This is a genomic window from Cellulomonas sp. Marseille-Q8402 (genome assembly GCF_965119525.1).
The window spans coordinates 634,284-650,044 of the sequence record NZ_CBCPLX010000001.1 but is presented as its reverse complement, the minus strand read 5'-3'; the positions used below and the strand labels follow the sequence as shown (position 1 = coordinate 650,044).

At 75.8% G+C, this 15,761-nt stretch carries 15 protein-coding genes; 9 read left to right on the top strand and 6 right to left on the bottom strand.

The features are described from left to right. Window positions 1-2: 2 nt before the first annotated feature. Complete coding sequence (locus ACWPWW_RS03120; protein WP_454048884.1) at window positions 3-251, bottom strand: DUF5703 family protein; 249 nt, start codon at window positions 249-251, stop codon at window positions 3-5. Between the two features lie 61 nt (window positions 252-312). Here ACWPWW_RS03120 and ACWPWW_RS03115 point away from each other — a divergent pair, with 61 nt between their 5' ends. After that, a complete protein-coding gene (locus ACWPWW_RS03115; protein WP_454048883.1) occupies window positions 313-609 on the top strand; it encodes a primosomal protein in 297 nt (98 codons plus the stop codon). Between the two features lie 27 nt (window positions 610-636). Here ACWPWW_RS03115 and ACWPWW_RS03110 read toward each other — a convergent pair whose 3' ends face one another. Beyond that, window positions 637-1,599 carry an aldo/keto reductase gene (locus ACWPWW_RS03110; protein WP_454048882.1) on the bottom strand — a complete coding sequence of 321 codons (963 nt, stop codon included), beginning with the start codon at window positions 1,597-1,599 and terminating at the stop codon, window positions 637-639. 113 nt (window positions 1,600-1,712) lie between these two features. Here ACWPWW_RS03110 and ACWPWW_RS03105 point away from each other — a divergent pair, with 113 nt between their 5' ends. Beyond that, on the top strand, window positions 1,713-2,594 hold the full coding sequence (locus ACWPWW_RS03105; RefSeq protein ID WP_454048881.1) for an undecaprenyl-diphosphate phosphatase: 882 nt from the start codon (window positions 1,713-1,715) through the stop codon (window positions 2,592-2,594). 7 nt (window positions 2,595-2,601) lie between these two features. Here the strand turns inward: ACWPWW_RS03105 and ACWPWW_RS03100 are convergent, their stop codons facing one another. Further along, window positions 2,602-3,582: a CorA family divalent cation transporter gene (locus tag ACWPWW_RS03100; protein WP_454048880.1), complete on the bottom strand. Its 981-nt coding sequence runs from the start codon at window positions 3,580-3,582 to the stop codon at window positions 2,602-2,604. 158 nt (window positions 3,583-3,740) lie between these two features. Between ACWPWW_RS03100 and mshC the strand changes: the two genes are divergently transcribed. After that, complete coding sequence (gene mshC, locus ACWPWW_RS03095; protein ID WP_454048879.1) at window positions 3,741-5,000, top strand: cysteine--1-D-myo-inosityl 2-amino-2-deoxy-alpha-D-glucopyranoside ligase; 1,260 nt, start codon at window positions 3,741-3,743, stop codon at window positions 4,998-5,000. On the opposite strand, the gene ACWPWW_RS03090 is transcribed toward mshC, so the two are convergent. Further along, window positions 4,997-6,310 (bottom strand): DUF4232 domain-containing protein, encoded by a 1,314-nt coding sequence (locus ACWPWW_RS03090; RefSeq protein ID WP_454048878.1) that lies wholly within the window; start codon window positions 6,308-6,310, stop codon window positions 4,997-4,999. The genes mshC and ACWPWW_RS03090 overlap by 4 nt on opposite strands. Window positions 6,311-6,395: 85 nt before the next feature. After that, entirely contained in the window at window positions 6,396-7,259 is an 864-nt protein-coding gene (locus tag ACWPWW_RS03085; RefSeq protein ID WP_454048877.1) for a PAC2 family protein, read from the bottom strand. A 59-nt stretch (window positions 7,260-7,318) separates the two neighbouring features. Here ACWPWW_RS03085 and ACWPWW_RS03080 point away from each other — a divergent pair, with 59 nt between their 5' ends. The 4 genes from ACWPWW_RS03080 (at window position 7,319) to ACWPWW_RS03065 (ending at window position 11,660) form a co-directional block, all read left to right on the top strand. Next, on the top strand, window positions 7,319-9,043 hold the full coding sequence (locus tag ACWPWW_RS03080; RefSeq protein ID WP_454048876.1) for a bifunctional 3'-5' exonuclease/DNA polymerase: 1,725 nt from the start codon (window positions 7,319-7,321) through the stop codon (window positions 9,041-9,043). A gap of 45 nt (window positions 9,044-9,088) precedes the next feature. Continuing rightward, complete coding sequence (locus ACWPWW_RS03075; RefSeq protein ID WP_454048875.1) at window positions 9,089-9,694, top strand: TetR/AcrR family transcriptional regulator; 606 nt, start codon at window positions 9,089-9,091, stop codon at window positions 9,692-9,694. Window positions 9,695-9,765: 71 nt separating this feature from the next. Further along, the gene (locus ACWPWW_RS03070) at window positions 9,766-10,731 is read left to right on the top strand and encodes a DMT family transporter (protein ID WP_454048874.1); all 966 of its coding nucleotides are present in this window, start codon (window positions 9,766-9,768) and stop codon (window positions 10,729-10,731) included. Next, window positions 10,728-11,660: a 3-methyladenine DNA glycosylase gene (locus tag ACWPWW_RS03065; protein WP_454048873.1), complete on the top strand. Its 933-nt coding sequence runs from the start codon at window positions 10,728-10,730 to the stop codon at window positions 11,658-11,660. Before ACWPWW_RS03070 ends, ACWPWW_RS03065 begins: the two co-directional genes overlap by 4 nt. Before the next feature lie 99 nt (window positions 11,661-11,759). Here the strand turns inward: ACWPWW_RS03065 and ACWPWW_RS03060 are convergent, their stop codons facing one another. After that, complete coding sequence (locus ACWPWW_RS03060) at window positions 11,760-12,974, bottom strand: ROK family protein (protein WP_454048872.1); 1,215 nt, start codon at window positions 12,972-12,974, stop codon at window positions 11,760-11,762. A 116-nt stretch (window positions 12,975-13,090) separates the two neighbouring features. Here ACWPWW_RS03060 and ACWPWW_RS03055 point away from each other — a divergent pair, with 116 nt between their 5' ends. Then, window positions 13,091-14,614 (top strand): sugar ABC transporter ATP-binding protein, encoded by a 1,524-nt coding sequence (locus tag ACWPWW_RS03055; protein ID WP_454048871.1) that lies wholly within the window; start codon window positions 13,091-13,093, stop codon window positions 14,612-14,614. After that, window positions 14,611-15,699, top strand: coding sequence for an ABC transporter permease (locus tag ACWPWW_RS03050; RefSeq protein WP_454048870.1), 1,089 nt, complete (start codon window positions 14,611-14,613; stop codon window positions 15,697-15,699). Before ACWPWW_RS03055 ends, ACWPWW_RS03050 begins: the two co-directional genes overlap by 4 nt. Window positions 15,700-15,761: the final 62 nt, after the last annotated feature.

Below are 15,761 nucleotides of genomic sequence, written 5' to 3'. Positions count from 1 at the left end.
GCTCAGTCCTCGAGGCTGCCCAGGGTCGACCGCACCCGGATGATCCGGCGGCGCAGCCACACCTTGCGCTCGCCGCCGGTGAAGAGCAGCGTGCGGGCGAGCTCCCAGCGGCCGTACTCGGCCTCGTCCGTGAGCAGCCGCCGTGCGTCGTTCCGGCTCGTCGTCCGGGGGATCGTCACCACCCGGTACTCGTACTGCCGTGCCATGTCGGGACCGTCCGCGCGCCCCGTGCGCAGGCTCGTGCGTGCCATGCCCACCGCCTTCACTCCTGTCGTGGTGCCATTGTGCCTGGTGCGGCGCTACGGTCGTCGCATGGCTATCGACCCCCGCGCGGCGCTGGACCGCCTCATCGCAGCGCTCGAGGCGCACTACTCCGCCGTGGCGGCCCGTCGCGGCGAGGACGACCCGGCGGTCGACGACGCGTACGACGTGCTCGCGGACGCGTTCGAGGTGTACGACGACGCGCTCGGCACCGTGCACGGGGAGGCGACGCCGTTCTACCTCGCGGAGGACGACGACGAGGACGAGGACGACGAGCCGGACGAGTACGACGTCGACGACCTGCCCGAGGAGACCGACGACGAGGACGACGACGCCCTCAGCCGCTGAGCGACCCTGCGCGTCCGGCGCGGGCCGTCAGCGGCGCTCGGGGTAGCCCGTCGCCGGTGCGCTGATCTCGTCGAGCGCCCGGACGATCTCCGCCGGCAGCTCGACGTCCTCCGCGGCGAGGGACGCCCGCAGCTGCGCGGGCGTGCGCGCCCCGACGACCGCCGACGCGACCTGGGCCCGGACCCGGAGCCAGGCGAGCGCGACCTCGAGCGGTGCCCGGTCCAGGCCCTTCGCCGCGGTGACGACGGCCTCGACCACCGCCGCGGCCACCGAGCCGAGGTACGGCTCCACGAACCCGGCCAGGTGCGGCGAGGCCGCGCGGGAGTCCGCGGGGACCGTGCGCCGGTACTTGCCGGTCAGCACGCCACGACCCAGCGGCGACCACGCGAGCACGCCGATGCCGAGGTCCGCGGCGGCAGGGAGCACCTCGCGCTCGATCCCGCGCTGCAGCAGCGAGTACTCCGCCTCGACCGCGGCGAGACCGGGGTCCTCGCCGAGCAGCGTCGCGGCCCGCGCGACCTGCCAGCCCGCGTGGTTGGACAGCCCCACGTACCGGGCGCGGCCCGAGTCGACCGCCCGGCGCAGCGCGCTCACCGTCTCCGCCAGCGGCGTGCGCGGGTCCGGCGTCTGCACGAGCCAGAGGTCGACGTGGTCGGTGCCGAGCCGGCGCAGCGACGCGTCGAGCGTGTCCAGCAGCGCGCCGCGCGACGCGTCGACGACGCCGCCGTCCGGGGTGCGCCGCACGCCCGCCTTGGTGCAGAGCACCACCTCGTCGCGCGGCACGACCTTGTCCAGCAGCGAGCCGAGCAGCTCCTCCGCGCCGCCGTCGGCGTACGACGCCGACGTGTCGACCAGCGTGCCGCCCGCGTCCGCGAAGTCGCGCAGCTGCTCCGCGGCGTCGAGCTCGTCGGTGTCGCGGCTCCAGGTCAGCGTCCCGAGTCCGAGGTGCGAGACCCGAAGGCCGGTCCGTCCGAGCTGCCGCTGTTCCATGCGGTGCAGGGTATCCGCCCTGGGTGGGGCTGGTGGGGCCGGTGCCCGCACCGGCTATCGTGGCGCCTCGTGGCAGCGCGCGCGAACACCCCGGCCCCGATCGGCACCCCCGCATGAACGTCTTCGAGGCGATCGTCCTCGGCCTCGTCCAGGGTCTCACCGAGTTCCTGCCGGTGTCGTCCAGCGCGCACCTGCGCATCGTCGGCGAGCTCATCGGCTCCGGCGACCCCGGTGCCGCGTTCACGGCGATCACCCAGATCGGCACGGAGACCGCCGTGCTGCTGTACTTCCGGCGCGACATCGCGCGGATCTGCACGCACTGGTGGCGCGCCGTCCGCGGGGACCTCGGGTCCGACTGGCGGTCCCGTGCCGGGGCCCCGGTCGGCGGGACCCCCGACCACGACGCGCAGATGGCCTGGTTCATCGCGCTCGGCTCGGTGCCGATCGTCGTGCTGGGGCTGCTGTTCCAGGACGCGATCGAGCACCCGTTCCGCAACCTGTGGCTGATCGTGCTGACCCTCGCCGGCTTCGCGCTGGTGCTCGACTGGGCGGACCGGCGGGGCGCCAAGACCCGCGCGCTGACGGAGCTGACGCCGCGGCACGCCGTGTACTTCGGGCTCGCCCAGGCGATGGCCCTCATCCCGGGCGTCTCGCGCTCCGGCGGCACCATCACGGCCGGCCTGCTCATGGGCTACACCCGGGAAGCCGCCGCGCGGTACTCGTTCCTGCTCGCCATCCCGGCCGTGCTCGGCTCCGGGCTCTACCAGGCGGCGTCGAGCGTCGGCACGTTCGGCGAGGCCGGGACGCCCGCGCTCGGCGTGACGATCATCGCGACCCTGGTCGCGTTCGTCGTCGGGTACGTCGTGATCATCGGCTTCCTCAAGATCGTCTCGACGTACTCCTACCGGCCCTTCGTGGTCTACCGGATCGGCCTGGCCGTCGTCGTGGCGCTGCTCCTGCTGATCGGCGTGCTGGACCCGCTCGCCGGCGCCTGAGCCGCGGTCACAGCCAGCGGGAGCGCTTGAACAGCCGGAACAGCACGGTCGCGGCCCCGGCCATCAGCACCAGGGCGGCGGGGTAGCCGAGCAGCCAGTGCAGCTCGGGCATGTGGTCGAAGTTCATCCCGTAGACGCCCGCCACGAGGGTCGGCACCGCGATGATCGCCGCCCACCCCGAGATCTTGCGCATGTCCTCGTTCTGCCGCACCGACACCCGCGCCAGGTGCACCGAGAGCATGTCGCCGAGCAGCGCGTCGTGGGAGTCGAGGTGCCGGTCCACCTTGCCGAGCGCGGTGTCGAGCCGGCGCATCCAGCGCATCGTGCGGGTCTCGCGCTCGCTGTCCTCCTGCTCGGCGACGAGCTCCGGGAGCGCGGCGAGCAGGGGCACGAGCGCACGGCGGGCCTCGGCGATCTCGCGCTTGAGGTCGTAGACCACCTCGGCCGGGTCGTCGGCGCCCGGGGTGAAGACGAGCTGCTCGACGTCCGCGACCGCCTCGCCGACGCCCGACTCCACCGCCCCGGCACGCTGCACGAGCGCGCTCAGCACCGCGGAGAACACCTGCGACGCCCGGTCCTGCGGCAGGTGCTCGACGTCGTCCAGGTGCTCCAGCACGTCGTCCAGCAGGCCCGCGCCGCCCTCCTCGGCGGTGATCGTCACCTCGTCGACCACCAGCGCGGCCCAGGTGCCGGTGCGGACGTCGCGGGTGGCGTCGTCGTAGCGCAGCGTCGCGCTCACCAGGTACTTGCCGCCCCCGGGGAGCCGGCGCAGCTGCGGGTGCCGGGGGTCGCCGGCGACGCCGCCCTCGACGGCGCGCCGCACCACGGACTCCGGGACGCCGGCCTGGCGTGCCGCGTCGGCCAGGAGGTCCACGGAGTCGACGTGCACCCACGCGGCGGGCGGCTCCGGGGCCGCCAGCAGCGCGAGGAGCCCGTCCGGGTCCGTCGCCGTCCAGCCGTCACCGCCGTGCACCCACGCGCTCTCCACCTGCGCATCGTCCCCTGCGGAGGAGCCGGCCGGTCCCCGACGCGCCGCACCGGGCGGCCGCGTCACCCGGCCGGGCCCGCGTCCCCGCACGATGGCGTCGGTCACTCGGGGGCCGCTGGCGAGGCAGTGCCGTCCCCGCGGCCGTTACGCTTCTCGCCGTGCTCACCTGGCCCGCCCCGCAGATCCCGCAGCTCCCCGGCCAGGGAGGTCCGGTCCGCGTCCGGGACACCTCGACGGGCGACCTCGTCGTCGCAGCGCCGGGCGCCGAGGCGACGCTCTACGTCTGCGGCATCACGCCGTACGACGCGACGCACATGGGGCACGCGGCGACCTACGTGGCGTTCGACCTGCTGGTGCGTGGCTGGATCGACGAGGGCAAGCGCGTGCGCTACGCGTCCAACGTCACCGACGTCGACGACCCGCTGCTCGAGCGCGCCGAGGCGACCGGCGTCGACTGGCGCGAGCTCGCGGCCGACCAGACCGCGCTCTACCTGGAGGACATGACGGCGCTCGGCGTCGTGCCGCCGGACGTGTACACCGGCGCCGTCGAGGCCGTGCCGGACGTCGTCGCCGCCGTCGAGGCCATGCTCGCCGCCGGCACGGCGTACGTCGTGGGCGTGCCCGACGCGCACGGCGCGGGCGCCGGTGACGTGTACGCCGCCGTGTCCGCCGACCCGGCGTTCGGCGAGGTCGCCCGGCTCGACCGGGCCGAGATGCTGCGGCTGTTCGCCGAGCGCGGCGGCGACCCCGCCCGCGCCGGCAAGCGTGACGCCCTCGACCCCCTGCTGTGGCGCGCCGCGCGTCCCGGCGAGCCCTCGTGGGACGGCAACGGGCTCGGCCACGGCCGACCCGGCTGGCACATCGAGTGCGCCGTCATCGCGCGCGACGGCATCGGCCTGCCGTTCGACGTCCAGGGCGGGGGCTCGGACCTGCGGTTCCCGCACCACGAGATGAGCACGTCGCACGCCCGCCTGCTCGACGCGGGGCACGGCGCCCGCACCCACGTGCACACGGGCATGGTCGGCCTGCACGGCGAGAAGATGAGCAAGTCGCTCGGCAACCTCGTGCTCGTGTCCCGGCTGCGCGCCGACGGCGTCGACGCCATGGCCGTCCGGCTCGCGATCCTGGACCACCACTACGCCACGGACTGGGAGTGGACCGACGAGGTCCTCCGCACCGCCCAGGCGCGGCTCGACCGGTGGCGCGCGGCCGTGTCCGGCAACGGCGGCCCCGCGGCCGACGCCATGCTGGCCGAGGTGCGCGCGGCCGTGGCCGACGACCTCGACGCCCCGCGGGCGCTGCGGGCCGTGGACGCCTGGGCCGACGCGTCGCTGGCAGGCGCGGCCGCCGAGGTGCACGAGGGCGCGCCGGGCGTCGTGGCACGCACCGTGAACGCGCTGCTCGGGGTCCGGCTCTAGCCGTCCCAGGAGGCGCCCGGCGTCCACGCCCCGATCTCGACCGCGGCTCCCGCCAGGACGTCGAGGCCGCCCTCGCCGGCGTCGAGCGCGACTGGTGCGGCGCCCGGCACCGCGGTGACGAGGAGCGTCTGGGTCACGTCGGGGTCCAGCGCCGTCGACATGCCCCGCCAGGTCAGCTGCGCGTGCACGACCTCGCCGGGCGGCACGACCAGCCGGGGCGGCGGCGGGGTCCCGGTGGGCGTGCCCGTCTCCACGTCCGGGACGTCGGTGCCGGACGCGCGCCGGAAGGTCATCTGCGGCCGTCCCTCGACCGCGCACGCGGCAGCGGACCGGTTGATCGCGGTCAGGAGGAGGAACCGTCGCCCGAGCGCGACGTCGTATCCGGCGAGCCGGACCTCCAGCCCGTCGCCCGGGCACGCCGGGGCCGCGGGGTCGTCGGGCCACGGCGACGCGGGGGCCGGTGTCGCCTCCGGCGCGGCAGCGGGCTCCGGGCGCCCGACGACCACCCCCTGCTCCCGGAACGACGACGCCACCACGGCGTGCACCGCGCCGGCGTCCTCGGGCCACGGGGTCGTCGCCAGCACCTGCGCGAGCTCGGCCACCGTGTCGTCGCCCTGGACCAGGACGCGCAGGCGCACCTCGTCGCCGCCGTCGTCGGACAGGTAGATCGACGTGACGCCCGGCCGGCCGTCGACGTCGGCCACGAGCCCGGCCACCCGCTCGTCGAGCAGGCGCGGGGCGGCGGTGCCGGTCACGCGCTGCGCCGGCGTGGACAGCGACACCGCGTCGAGCCGGAGCCGCGAGGTGAGGCGGGCGACCGCGGGCAGCTGCGCCGCCTCCGTGACGGTCACGGAGGCGCTGTCCGGCAGCACCTGGACGCTCACGACGCCGTCCACCTCGGCGAGCGCGGCGAGGGCGCCGGTGGTGGTCACGTCGTCGTGCGCGCCGGTCACCTCGGCGGCCAGCGCCGGGACCGCGGTGTCCTCGGCCTGCCAGACCCGGGCCGTCACGCGCGCCTCGCCGGCCAGCGCGGCGCCGACCGACCGGGCCGCCGCGGCGAACGCCGGCGCGTCGGCGACCTCGGTGCGCACGCTGAGCTGCACCCACGTGCGCTCGGCGGCCTCGGTCCCGTCGGTCGCGCCCGACCCGAGGGTGTCGCCGACCTCGGCCACGCCGTCGATCCCGGCGACCGTGGCGCTGAGCCGGTCGACGTCCGCCCGGAGGCGGTCGGCGGGCGACGCCGTGCACGCGGAGAGGACGAGGCACAGGGCCACCGCCAGGGTCGTGAGGTGCGCGCCGCGGCTGGTCATGGCGCGACGCTAGCCACCCTCTCGGCGTCCCGTGCCGGGTTCGCAGGCTGTGCCACCGATCGGCACAGGTCCTCCGCAGGAGGCGTCAGCCGCCGATGCCCTTGTCGCGCCGCCGGAGGTAGCGCTCGAACTCCTGCGCGATCGCCTCGCCGCTGGCCTCGGGCAGCTCGGCGGTGTCCTTCGCCTCCTCCAGCTGGTGCACGTACTCGGCGATCTCCGCGTCCTCGCCCGCGAGCTCGTCGACGCCGTCCTGCCACGCCGCCGCGTCCTCGGGCAGGTCGCCGAGGGGGATGGGCTCGCCCGTGAGCTGCTCGATGCGGTGCAGCAGCGCGAGCGTGGCCTTGGGCGACGGCGGGTGCGCGACGTAGTGCGGCACGGCCGCCCAGAGCGACACGGTCCGCATCCCGCGGGCCGCGGCCTCGTGCTGCAGGACGCCGACGATGCCGGTGGGGCCCTCGTAGGAGTTGGCCTCGACGTCGAGCGCCTCGCGGACGCCCGGGTCCTCGCTGGTGGCGGTGACGGGGATCGGGCGGGTGTGCGGGACGTCGGCGAGCAGGGCGCCGAGGGTGATGACGGTGGTGACGCGCAGGCCGGCCGCGATGTCCAGCAGCTCGCCGCAGTACCGGCGCCAGCGCATGGACGGCTCGATGCCGTGCACCAGGACGATCTGCCGGCCCGCGCCGGGCGTCGTGGCGACGGCGACGGCGGTGCTGGGCCAGGTGATCTCCCGCTGCCCGTCGTCGCCCGCGCCGATCACCGGGCGGTTCACCTGGAAGTCGTGGTACTCCTCGGGATCCAGCTCGTCGACCTGCTCGGCGCCCCACACCTCGTGCAGGTGCTCCAGGGCCTGGCTGGCGGCGGACCCGGCGTCGTTCCAGCCCTCGAAGGCCGCGAGGAGGATGGTCTCGCGCTCCGGGAGCCCCGCGGGGGTGTCGGCCTGCTCGGTCATCGGCCCAGCGTAGGACGTGCCGCGCTCGGGTGTCGGACCCGGCAGGGAGAATGGTGCGCGTGCCGCTCGTCCTCGTCGCCGTCGACCCGGACCGTCCGGGCGGTGCGGTGCTGCGCGAGGTCGCCGATCTCGCCGCCGCCGAGGCCGGTGGGGCCGGTGGCTCGGGCGCCTCCGGACCCGCGAGCCCGCCGGTGCGGGTCGCGGGGGAGCAGCTGCCCGCGGCCGTCGCGGCGCGCGAGGTCGCGCACCCGCGCTGGGTGTGGGACGACACCGAGCGCTGGTACCCCGCCCTGCTGGCCGCCGGGGTGCGCGTCGAGAAGGCGCACGACCTGCGGCTGTGCCGGACCGTCCTGCGGCGCAGCACCCGCACCGCCGGCACCGCTGTCGCGCGCGAGCCCGAGAACGCGTGGGACCGGTCGGGCGCAGGAGTAGCGGTGCCGCACGAGGGCGCCGAGCCCAGCCTGTTCGACGACCTGCCGGCCGTCGCGCTCGACGCCGCGCCGGACGTGACGGAGGTCGCCGCGGAGCTGCGCCGGCAGCTCGCGGCGCTGACCGAGTCCGGCGACGACGGCCGGCTGCGGCTGCTGCTCGCGGCGGAGTCCACGGGCGCGCTGATCGCCGCGGAGATGCGGCACGACGGGCTGCCGTTCCGCCCGGACGTGCACGACGCCCTGCTCACCGGCCTGCTCGGGCCGCGGCCCCGCGACGGCGCCCGGCCCGAGCGGCTCGCCGCGCTCGCCGACCGGGTGGCGACCGCGCTGGACCGGCCGACGCTGAACCCGGACTCGCAGCCCGAGCTGCTGCGTGCCCTGCGCGCGGCCGGCCTCGACGTCGCCTCGACCCGGACCGCCGAGATCCGCGCGCTCGACCACCCGGTGCGGGACCCGCTGCTCGAGTACAAGAAGCTGTCGCGCCTGCTGTCGGCCAACGGCTGGGCCTGGCTGGACCGGTGGGTGCACGAGGGCCGGTTCCGTCCCGACTACGTGCCCGGCGGGGTCGTCACCGGCCGCTGGGCGAGCAGCGGCGGCGGCGCGCTGCAGCTGCCCGCGGTGATCCGGGACGCGGTGCGGTCCGACCCGGGGTGGCGGTTCGTCGTCGCGGACGCCGCGCAGCTCGAGCCGCGGGTGCTCGCCGCCATGTCCGGCGACGGGGCGATGGCGGCGGCGGGCCGGCAGGCGGACCTGTACGCCGCCGTCGTCCAGGCCGGCATCGTCGCCGACCGCCAGCAGGCCAAGTACGCGATGCTCGGCGCGATCTACGGCGCCACCACCGGGGCGAGCGCCGTGCTGATGCCGCAGCTGGCGCGGGCGTACCCGCACGCCGTCGCCCTGGTCGAGGACGCCGCGCGGGCGGGGGAGCGCGGCGAGCAGGTGACCACCTGGCTCGGTCGCTCGTCGCCGCTGCCGGGTGACGCCTGGCTGGCCGAGCGCCGCGCCGCCTCGGCCGAGGGCGCCGCGCCGGAGGACGCGCGGAACGCCCGGCGGCGGTCGCGGGACTGGGGCCGGTTCACGCGGAACTTCGTCGTCCAGGGCACGGCGGCGGAGTGGGCGCTGTGCTGGATGGCGGTGCTGCGGCAGCGCCTGCTGGCGCTGCCGGGCCGGCCGCACCTGGTGTTCTTCCTGCACGACGAGATCGTGGTGCACGCGCCCGCCGACGTCGCCGCCGAGGTGGCCGACCTCGTGCGCGCGTCGGCCGTCGAGGCGGGCCGGCTGCTGTTCGGCGACACGCCCGTCGAGTTCGCGCTCGACGTGTCGGTGGTGGACAGCTACGCCGATGCCATGTGACTCTTCTCCAAGTAGGTAGACAGGTCTACCTAGGAGGAGGCGAGCATGACGGTCACGGACGCGGCGAAGGGGCGGCGGCGCCCCGCCCGGGAGCGGCTGCTCGCGGCTGCGGCGGCCCGGTTCTACGCCGACGGCATCGCCGGCACCGGGATCGACACGATCACGGCCGACGCCGGGGTCGCCAAGATGAGCCTCTACAACAACTTCGCCTCCAAGGCCGACCTGGTCGCGGCGTACCTGGTCGCCCGGCACGCGGAGTGGCTCGACCTGTACCGGGCCCGTCTGGCCGCGGTCGACGCCGAGGCGGACCCGGCTGCCGGCGTGCTGGCCGTGTTCGACGCCTACGCCGACCACGCGAACCTCGGGTACGCGCACGGGTTCCGGGGCTGCGGCCTGCTCAACGCCGCGGCCGAGCTGCCCGTCGGCGACCCGGGCAGGGCTGTGGTCCGCGGGCACAAGGAGGAGGTCGAGGGCATCGTCGCCGGGCACCTGCGCCGCCTGCTCGGTGGCGACGCCGCCCGGGCGGCCACGATGGCCGAGCACCTGGCGTTCCTGCTCGAGGGCGGGATGTCCCGCGCGGGCCTCGAGGGCGACGACACCCGGATCCGGCACGCCCGCGCGCTGGCCGCCGGCCTGCTGGCCGCGGCGTGACCACCACGCGGGGAGCCGGCGCCGCGGCGACGGACGTCGGCGCGGCGCCCGTCCGAGGCCGGGGCACTGCCGTGCCCGGAGCCACCCTCGGCGCCGTCGCCGTGCTCGCGGCGGCCGTGCTCTGGGGCACCACCGGCACCACCGCGGCACTCGCGCCGGAGGTCGGCCCGCTCGCCATCGGCGCGGCCGCGATGGGCCTCGGCGGCCTGCTGCAGGCGGCCACCGCCGGCCGGCAGATCTCCCGGCACCGTCCGCAGCTGGCGGCCCGGTGGCGGCTCGTGCTGCTCGGCGCGGTCGCCGTCGCGGTGTACCCGCTGGCGTTCTACTCCTCGATGCGGCTGGCCGGGGTGGCGGTCGGCACCGTGGTCTCGCTGGGATCGGCGCCGCTCGCCTCGGCGCTGGTCGAGCTGCTCGTCGACGGCCGGCGCCTGGCCCGGCGCTGGGTCGTCGCCGCGGGTGTCGGCCTGACCGGGATGGTGCTGCTGTGCGCCGCGCAGGCCCTGGGCGGGAGCGACGCCGGCGTCGCTCCCGCCTCGCCGGGGTCGGCCGTGGCCGGCGTGCTCCTCGGGCTCGTCGCGGGCGCGACCTACGCGCTCTACTCGTGGGTCGCCCACCGGCTCATGCTCGCCGGCGTGCCGTCCCGGGCGGCGATGGGTGCGGTGTTCGGCGGCGGCGGGCTGCTGCTGCTCCCGGTGCTCGCGCTGACCGGTGCGCCGCTGCTCGCCTCGTGGGGCAACGCCGCGGTCGGCGCCTACATGGCGCTGGTGCCGATGTTCACCGGGTACGTGCTGTTCGGCTGGGGCCTCGCCCGGATCGCCGTCAGCACCGCGACCACGCTCACGCTGCTGGAGCCGGCCCTCGCGGCGGTGCTCGCGGTGCTCGTCGTGGGGGAGCGGCTGCCGGCCGGCGGCTGGGTCGGCGTCGGGCTGGTCGTCGCCTGCCTCGCGGTGCTCACGGTCCCGCCGCGGTCGGGGCTGTCCCGGATGAGCACCGCGCGCGCCGGACGGCGCCGGCGCCTCCTACCCTGGACCCCGTGACCGTCACCGACCCCCGCACCGCGGACGCGCGCGTCGCGCCCGTCGTGCTGGACCGGGCGACCTGGCAGGAGCGCGCCGAGCAGCACGCCGCGCGTGCCGACGCCCTCACCGCCGGGCACCGCGACCGCCGCGCGCGGGGCGAGAAGCACGCGATCGAGGACTTCCTGTTCGAGTACTACCCGGCGAAGCCCGCGCAGCTGCGCCGGTGGCACCCGGGCGCGGGCCTCGCGCTGGCGGGCGCGTCGGACGGCCCGCACGCCGGCCGGCGCTGGTACCGCCACGACGCCGACGGCACCGTGACGCTCGACGTGGCGGGTTTCCTCGCCGACCGCGGCGACACCGTCCGCTACGTGCGCGGCCTGATCGGCGCCACCGCCGCCCGGCCCGCCGCGACCGGGTGCTTCGGGCTGCACGAGTGGGCGATGGTCTACCGCGAGGGCGACGAGGCGCACCGGCACCGGCTGCCGCTGCGGCTCGGCGGGGCGGGCACCGACGAGGTCGTCGAGCAGCACCGGATCCGGTGCACGCACATCGACGCGTTCCGGTTCTTCACGCCGCCCGCCGTGCCCCGGAACACCCTGCAGCCGACCCGCGAGACCCAGGTGGCCATGGAGCAGCCGGGCTGCTTGCACGCGAACATGGACCTCTACAAGTGGGCGCTCAAGCTGGGCCCCGCCGTCCCTGGCGACCTGCTTTTGGACACGTTCGCGCTGGCGCGGGAGATCCGGGTCGTGGACATGCAGGCGTCCCCGTACGACGTGTCGTCCTACGGCCTGGACCCGATCGCGATCGAGACCCCGGACGGCAAGGCCGAGTACGTCCGCCGCCAGCGGGGCTTCGCCGCCGCGTCCCAGTCGCTCCGCGCCCGCCTCCTCGAGGCGTGCGACGCGCTGCTGACCCCGCCCACCCCGCCCGCGCCCGGGGCGTGACGCGAGGTCGTCACACGGGCACGAGGTCGTCGGTCCTGCGGGACGACCTCGTGCGCAGGTGACGACCTCGGCGCAGCGGCGCGCAGCGGCGCAGCGCGGTCAGCCGACACCGGCGCCGTCGGCGGCGGGCTGGCCCTCGAGCAGCGCGTCGATGGCCTCCGGCGACAGCACGTGGTCCACGGCCATCGCCGACGCCCCGAGCAGCCCGACCTGGGACCGCGCCTGCGACGTGACGATCCGCAGGTGCTGCGTGGCCAGCGGCAGCGACCGCTGGTAGACGACCTCGCGGATCCCGGCGATCAGGTGCTCGCCGGCCTCGGCGACGACGCCGCCGATCACGACGAGCGACGGGTTGAGCAGGCTGACGCAGGCGGCGAGCACGGAGCCGAGCTCGCGCCCGGCCTGGCGCACGGCCCGGCCCGCGGTGAGGTCGCCGGCCCGCACGAGCGCGACGACGTCGGCGCCGTCGTGGGCGTCCAGGCCGTGCTGCCGCAGGGTCTCGGCGAGGGCGCGCCCGCTGGCCACGGCCTCGAGGCAGCCGAGGTTGCCGCACCGGCAGGGCACGTCCTCGGCGCCGGGGACGGCGATGTGGCCGATGTCGCCCGCCGCTCCCTGGGCGCCGCGGCGGAGCCGGCCGTCGGAGATGATGCCGGAGCCGATGCCGGTCGCGACCTTGACGAACAGCATGTCGTCGACATCGGGCCACGCGGACCGGTGCTCGCCGAGCGCCATGAGGTTCACGTCGTTGTCGACCTGGACCTCGGCGTCGAGGGCGTCGGCCAGGATGCCGCGCACGTCGACGTCGTCCCAGCTGGGCATGATCGGCGGGTTGATCGGCCGGCCCGTGGAGTGCTCGACCGGCCCGGGCAGGCCGACGCCGACGCTCACGAGGTCCGCGAGGTCGCGCCCGGCCTCGGCGACGAGGGCGCGCCCCCGCTCGACGACCCAGCCGAGCACGGCCTCCGGCCCCGCGGCGATGGCCAGGTGCTCCTCCGTCTCGGCGAGCACCGCCGACGCGAGGTCGGTGACCGCGAGCCGCGCGTGGGTGGCGCCGAGGTCGACGGCGAGCACGACGCGGGCGCTCGGCCGGAACGCGAAGGTGGTCGGCGGGCGGCCGCCCGTGGAGGACGCCTCGCCGGCCGGGGCGATCAGACCCGCGGCCATGAGCACGTCGACGCGTGCGGCGATGGTGGACCGGGCCTGCCCCGTGGCGGCGGCGAGGTCGGCGCGGGTGCGGGGGCGGCCGTCGCGGAGGAGCTGGAAGAGCTCCCCGGCGCCGGTGTGGCGCTGGGGGAGCCTGACGACGTCCTGCATGGCGCCCAGTGAACCAGAAAGTCGTCCCACTTGTGACGGTCACGGTTCGGTAACTCGGACAAACCGGGACCAACTTTTGCTTGACCCGTGACGAAAGTCCTGCATAGGTTCCTCACATGGTCAACGTGGACCCACCGCAGCAGCCGCTCCTCCAGATGCGCGGCATCGTGAAGCAGTTCCCCGGCGCCCGGGCCCTCGACGGCGTGGACCTGGATGTGCTCCCGGGTGAGGTGCACTGCCTGCTCGGCCAGAACGGCGCCGGCAAGTCGACGCTCATCAAGGTGCTCGCCGGCGCCCACCAGCCCACCGAGGGCACTGTGCTGGTCGACGGCGAGCCGGTCACGATCGCCACTCCGGTCGCGGCGCTCAAGCTCGGCGTCGCCACGATGTACCAGGAGCTCGACGTCGTCGCCGGCCTGACCGTCGCAGAGAACGTGTTCCTCGGCCACGAGCTCGCGACCGCCGGGTTCTCCCGTCGTCGCGAGGCCCGGCGCCGGACCAAGGAGGTGCTGCAGCGCCTCGGTCACCCGGAGATCTCGCCCGGTCGCGAGGTCGGCACCCTGCCGGCCGCCGCGCAGCAGATCGTCTCGATGGCGCGCGCGCTGTCGCACGACGCCCGGGTGATCGTGATGGACGAGCCGTCGGCGGTGCTGGACTCGGACGAGGTGCAGAACCTGTTCCGCGTGGTGCACGAGCTGACGGCGCAGGGCGTGGCGATCGTCTACATCTCGCACCGCATGGAGGAGATCCGCGCGATCGGCGACCGGATCACCGTGCTGAAGGACGGGCGCACGGTCGCCCGCGACCTGCCGGCGCGCGAGACGCCGACCCGTGAGCTGATCCGCCTGATGACCGGCCGCTCGGTGGAGTACGCGTTCCCGACCAGCCCGGGCGTCGCGCCCGAAGCGCCCGTGGTGCTGGACGTCGACGGCCTGGCGCTGCGCGGCGCGTTCGCGGACGTCACGTTCCAGGTGCGCGCGGGCGAGATCGTCGGGCTCGCGGGGCTGGTCGGGTCGGGCCGGTCCGAGATCCTCGAGACGGTGTACGGCGCGCGCCGCGCGTCCACCGGCACGGTCGAGGTCGCGGGCAGGCGGCTCCGCCCCGGCGACGTGACTGCCGCGGTCCGCGCCGGGATCGGCCTGGCTCCGGAGGAGCGCAAGGCCCAGGGCCTGCTGCTGGACGAGCCCGTCTACCGGAACATCACGCTGTCGACGTTCGGCCGGTTCGCGAAGGGCGGCCTGCTGGACGAGCGCGCGGAGCGCACGGTCGCGAAGGAGCAGGCCGAGGCGCTCGACCTGCGGCCCGCGGGCGTCGACCGCGCGATCCGCACCCTGTCGGGCGGCAACCAGCAGAAGGCGATGCTCGCCCGCTGGCTGGTGCACGGCTGCCGGGTGCTGCTGCTGGACGAGCCCACCCGCGGCGTCGACGTCGGCGCCCGCGCCGAGATCTACGCCCTGGTCCGCCGGCTCGCCGACTCGGGCGCGGCCGTCGTGGTCGTGTCCAGCGAGATCCCCGAGGTGCTCGGTCTGGCCGACCGGGTGCTGGTCGTCTCCGAAGGCCGGGTCGTGCACACCGGCCCCGCCACCGCCATCGACGAGCACGCCGTGCTCGACCTCGTCATGGAAGGAAGTGCCGCGTGAGCGAGCACCAGCTCTCCGCCCAGCCCCCGGGCACACCGGCGCCCGGCGGTGCCGGCGCCACCCCCGTCCCGCCGGCCGCCGACGAGTCGGACCGGGTCGAGCGCGTCGCCCGGGAGCCCGCACGCCGGCGCCGTGGCCCGGCCATCGGCGGAGCGGCCCGCACCCTCGGCCTGGTCATCGCCCTGGCCCTAATCGTCCTGGTCGGCTACATCACGGCCGGGAGCCGGTTCGCCAGCATCGACAACCTCCTGGTCATCCTCAGCCTCGCGTCGATCATCGGCGTGCTGAGCATCGGGATGACGTTCGTCATCACGGCGGGCGGCATCGACCTGTCGGTCGGCTCGGTCCTCGGCCTCGCGTCGGTGTGGGCGACCACGCTCGCGACCCAGGAGTACGGCTGGGTGGTCATGGTCCTCTGCGCGCTGGCGGTGGGCACGTGCGCCGGCCTCGTCAACGGCGTCCTCATCGCGTACGGCCGGGTGGTGGCGTTCATCGCGACGCTCGCGATGCTCGTCGCCGCCCGCGGCCTCGCCGAGCTGATCGCCCAGCGCCGTACGCAGCTGGTCACGGTGCAGGGGTTCGAGGACGTCTTCAAGGGCGACCTGCTCGGCGTGCCGAAGATCGTGTGGATCTTCGCGGTCGTCGCGGTGGCCGGCTGGTTCCTGCTGAACCGCACGACGTTCGGCCGCCGCACCGTCGCGGTGGGTGGCAACCCCGAGGCGGCCCGCCTGGCGGGCATCGCCGTCAAGCGGCACACGATGTACCTGTACGCGCTGGCCGGCCTGGCCGCCGGCATCGCCGCGGTCATGATGCTGGCCCGCACCGGCGCCGGCTCGTCGACCAACGGCCTGTACTACGAGCTGGACGCGATCGCCGCGGTGGTGGTCGGCGGGACGCTCCTGTCCGGTGGCCGCGGCACGATCGTCGGCACCGTGCTCGGCGTCCTCATCTTCGCGACGCTGACGAACCTGTTCATTCAGAACAACCTCGACTCGTCGGTCCAGCAGATCGCGAAGGGCGCGATCATCGTCGTCGCCGTCCTCCTGCAGCAGCGCTTCACGACCCGGACCCCGCGGTCGACGTAGACCACGGCACCGTCCGCCGCACCCCGAACGGCACCACCCCGCACGACGCCCCGGGCCCCCGC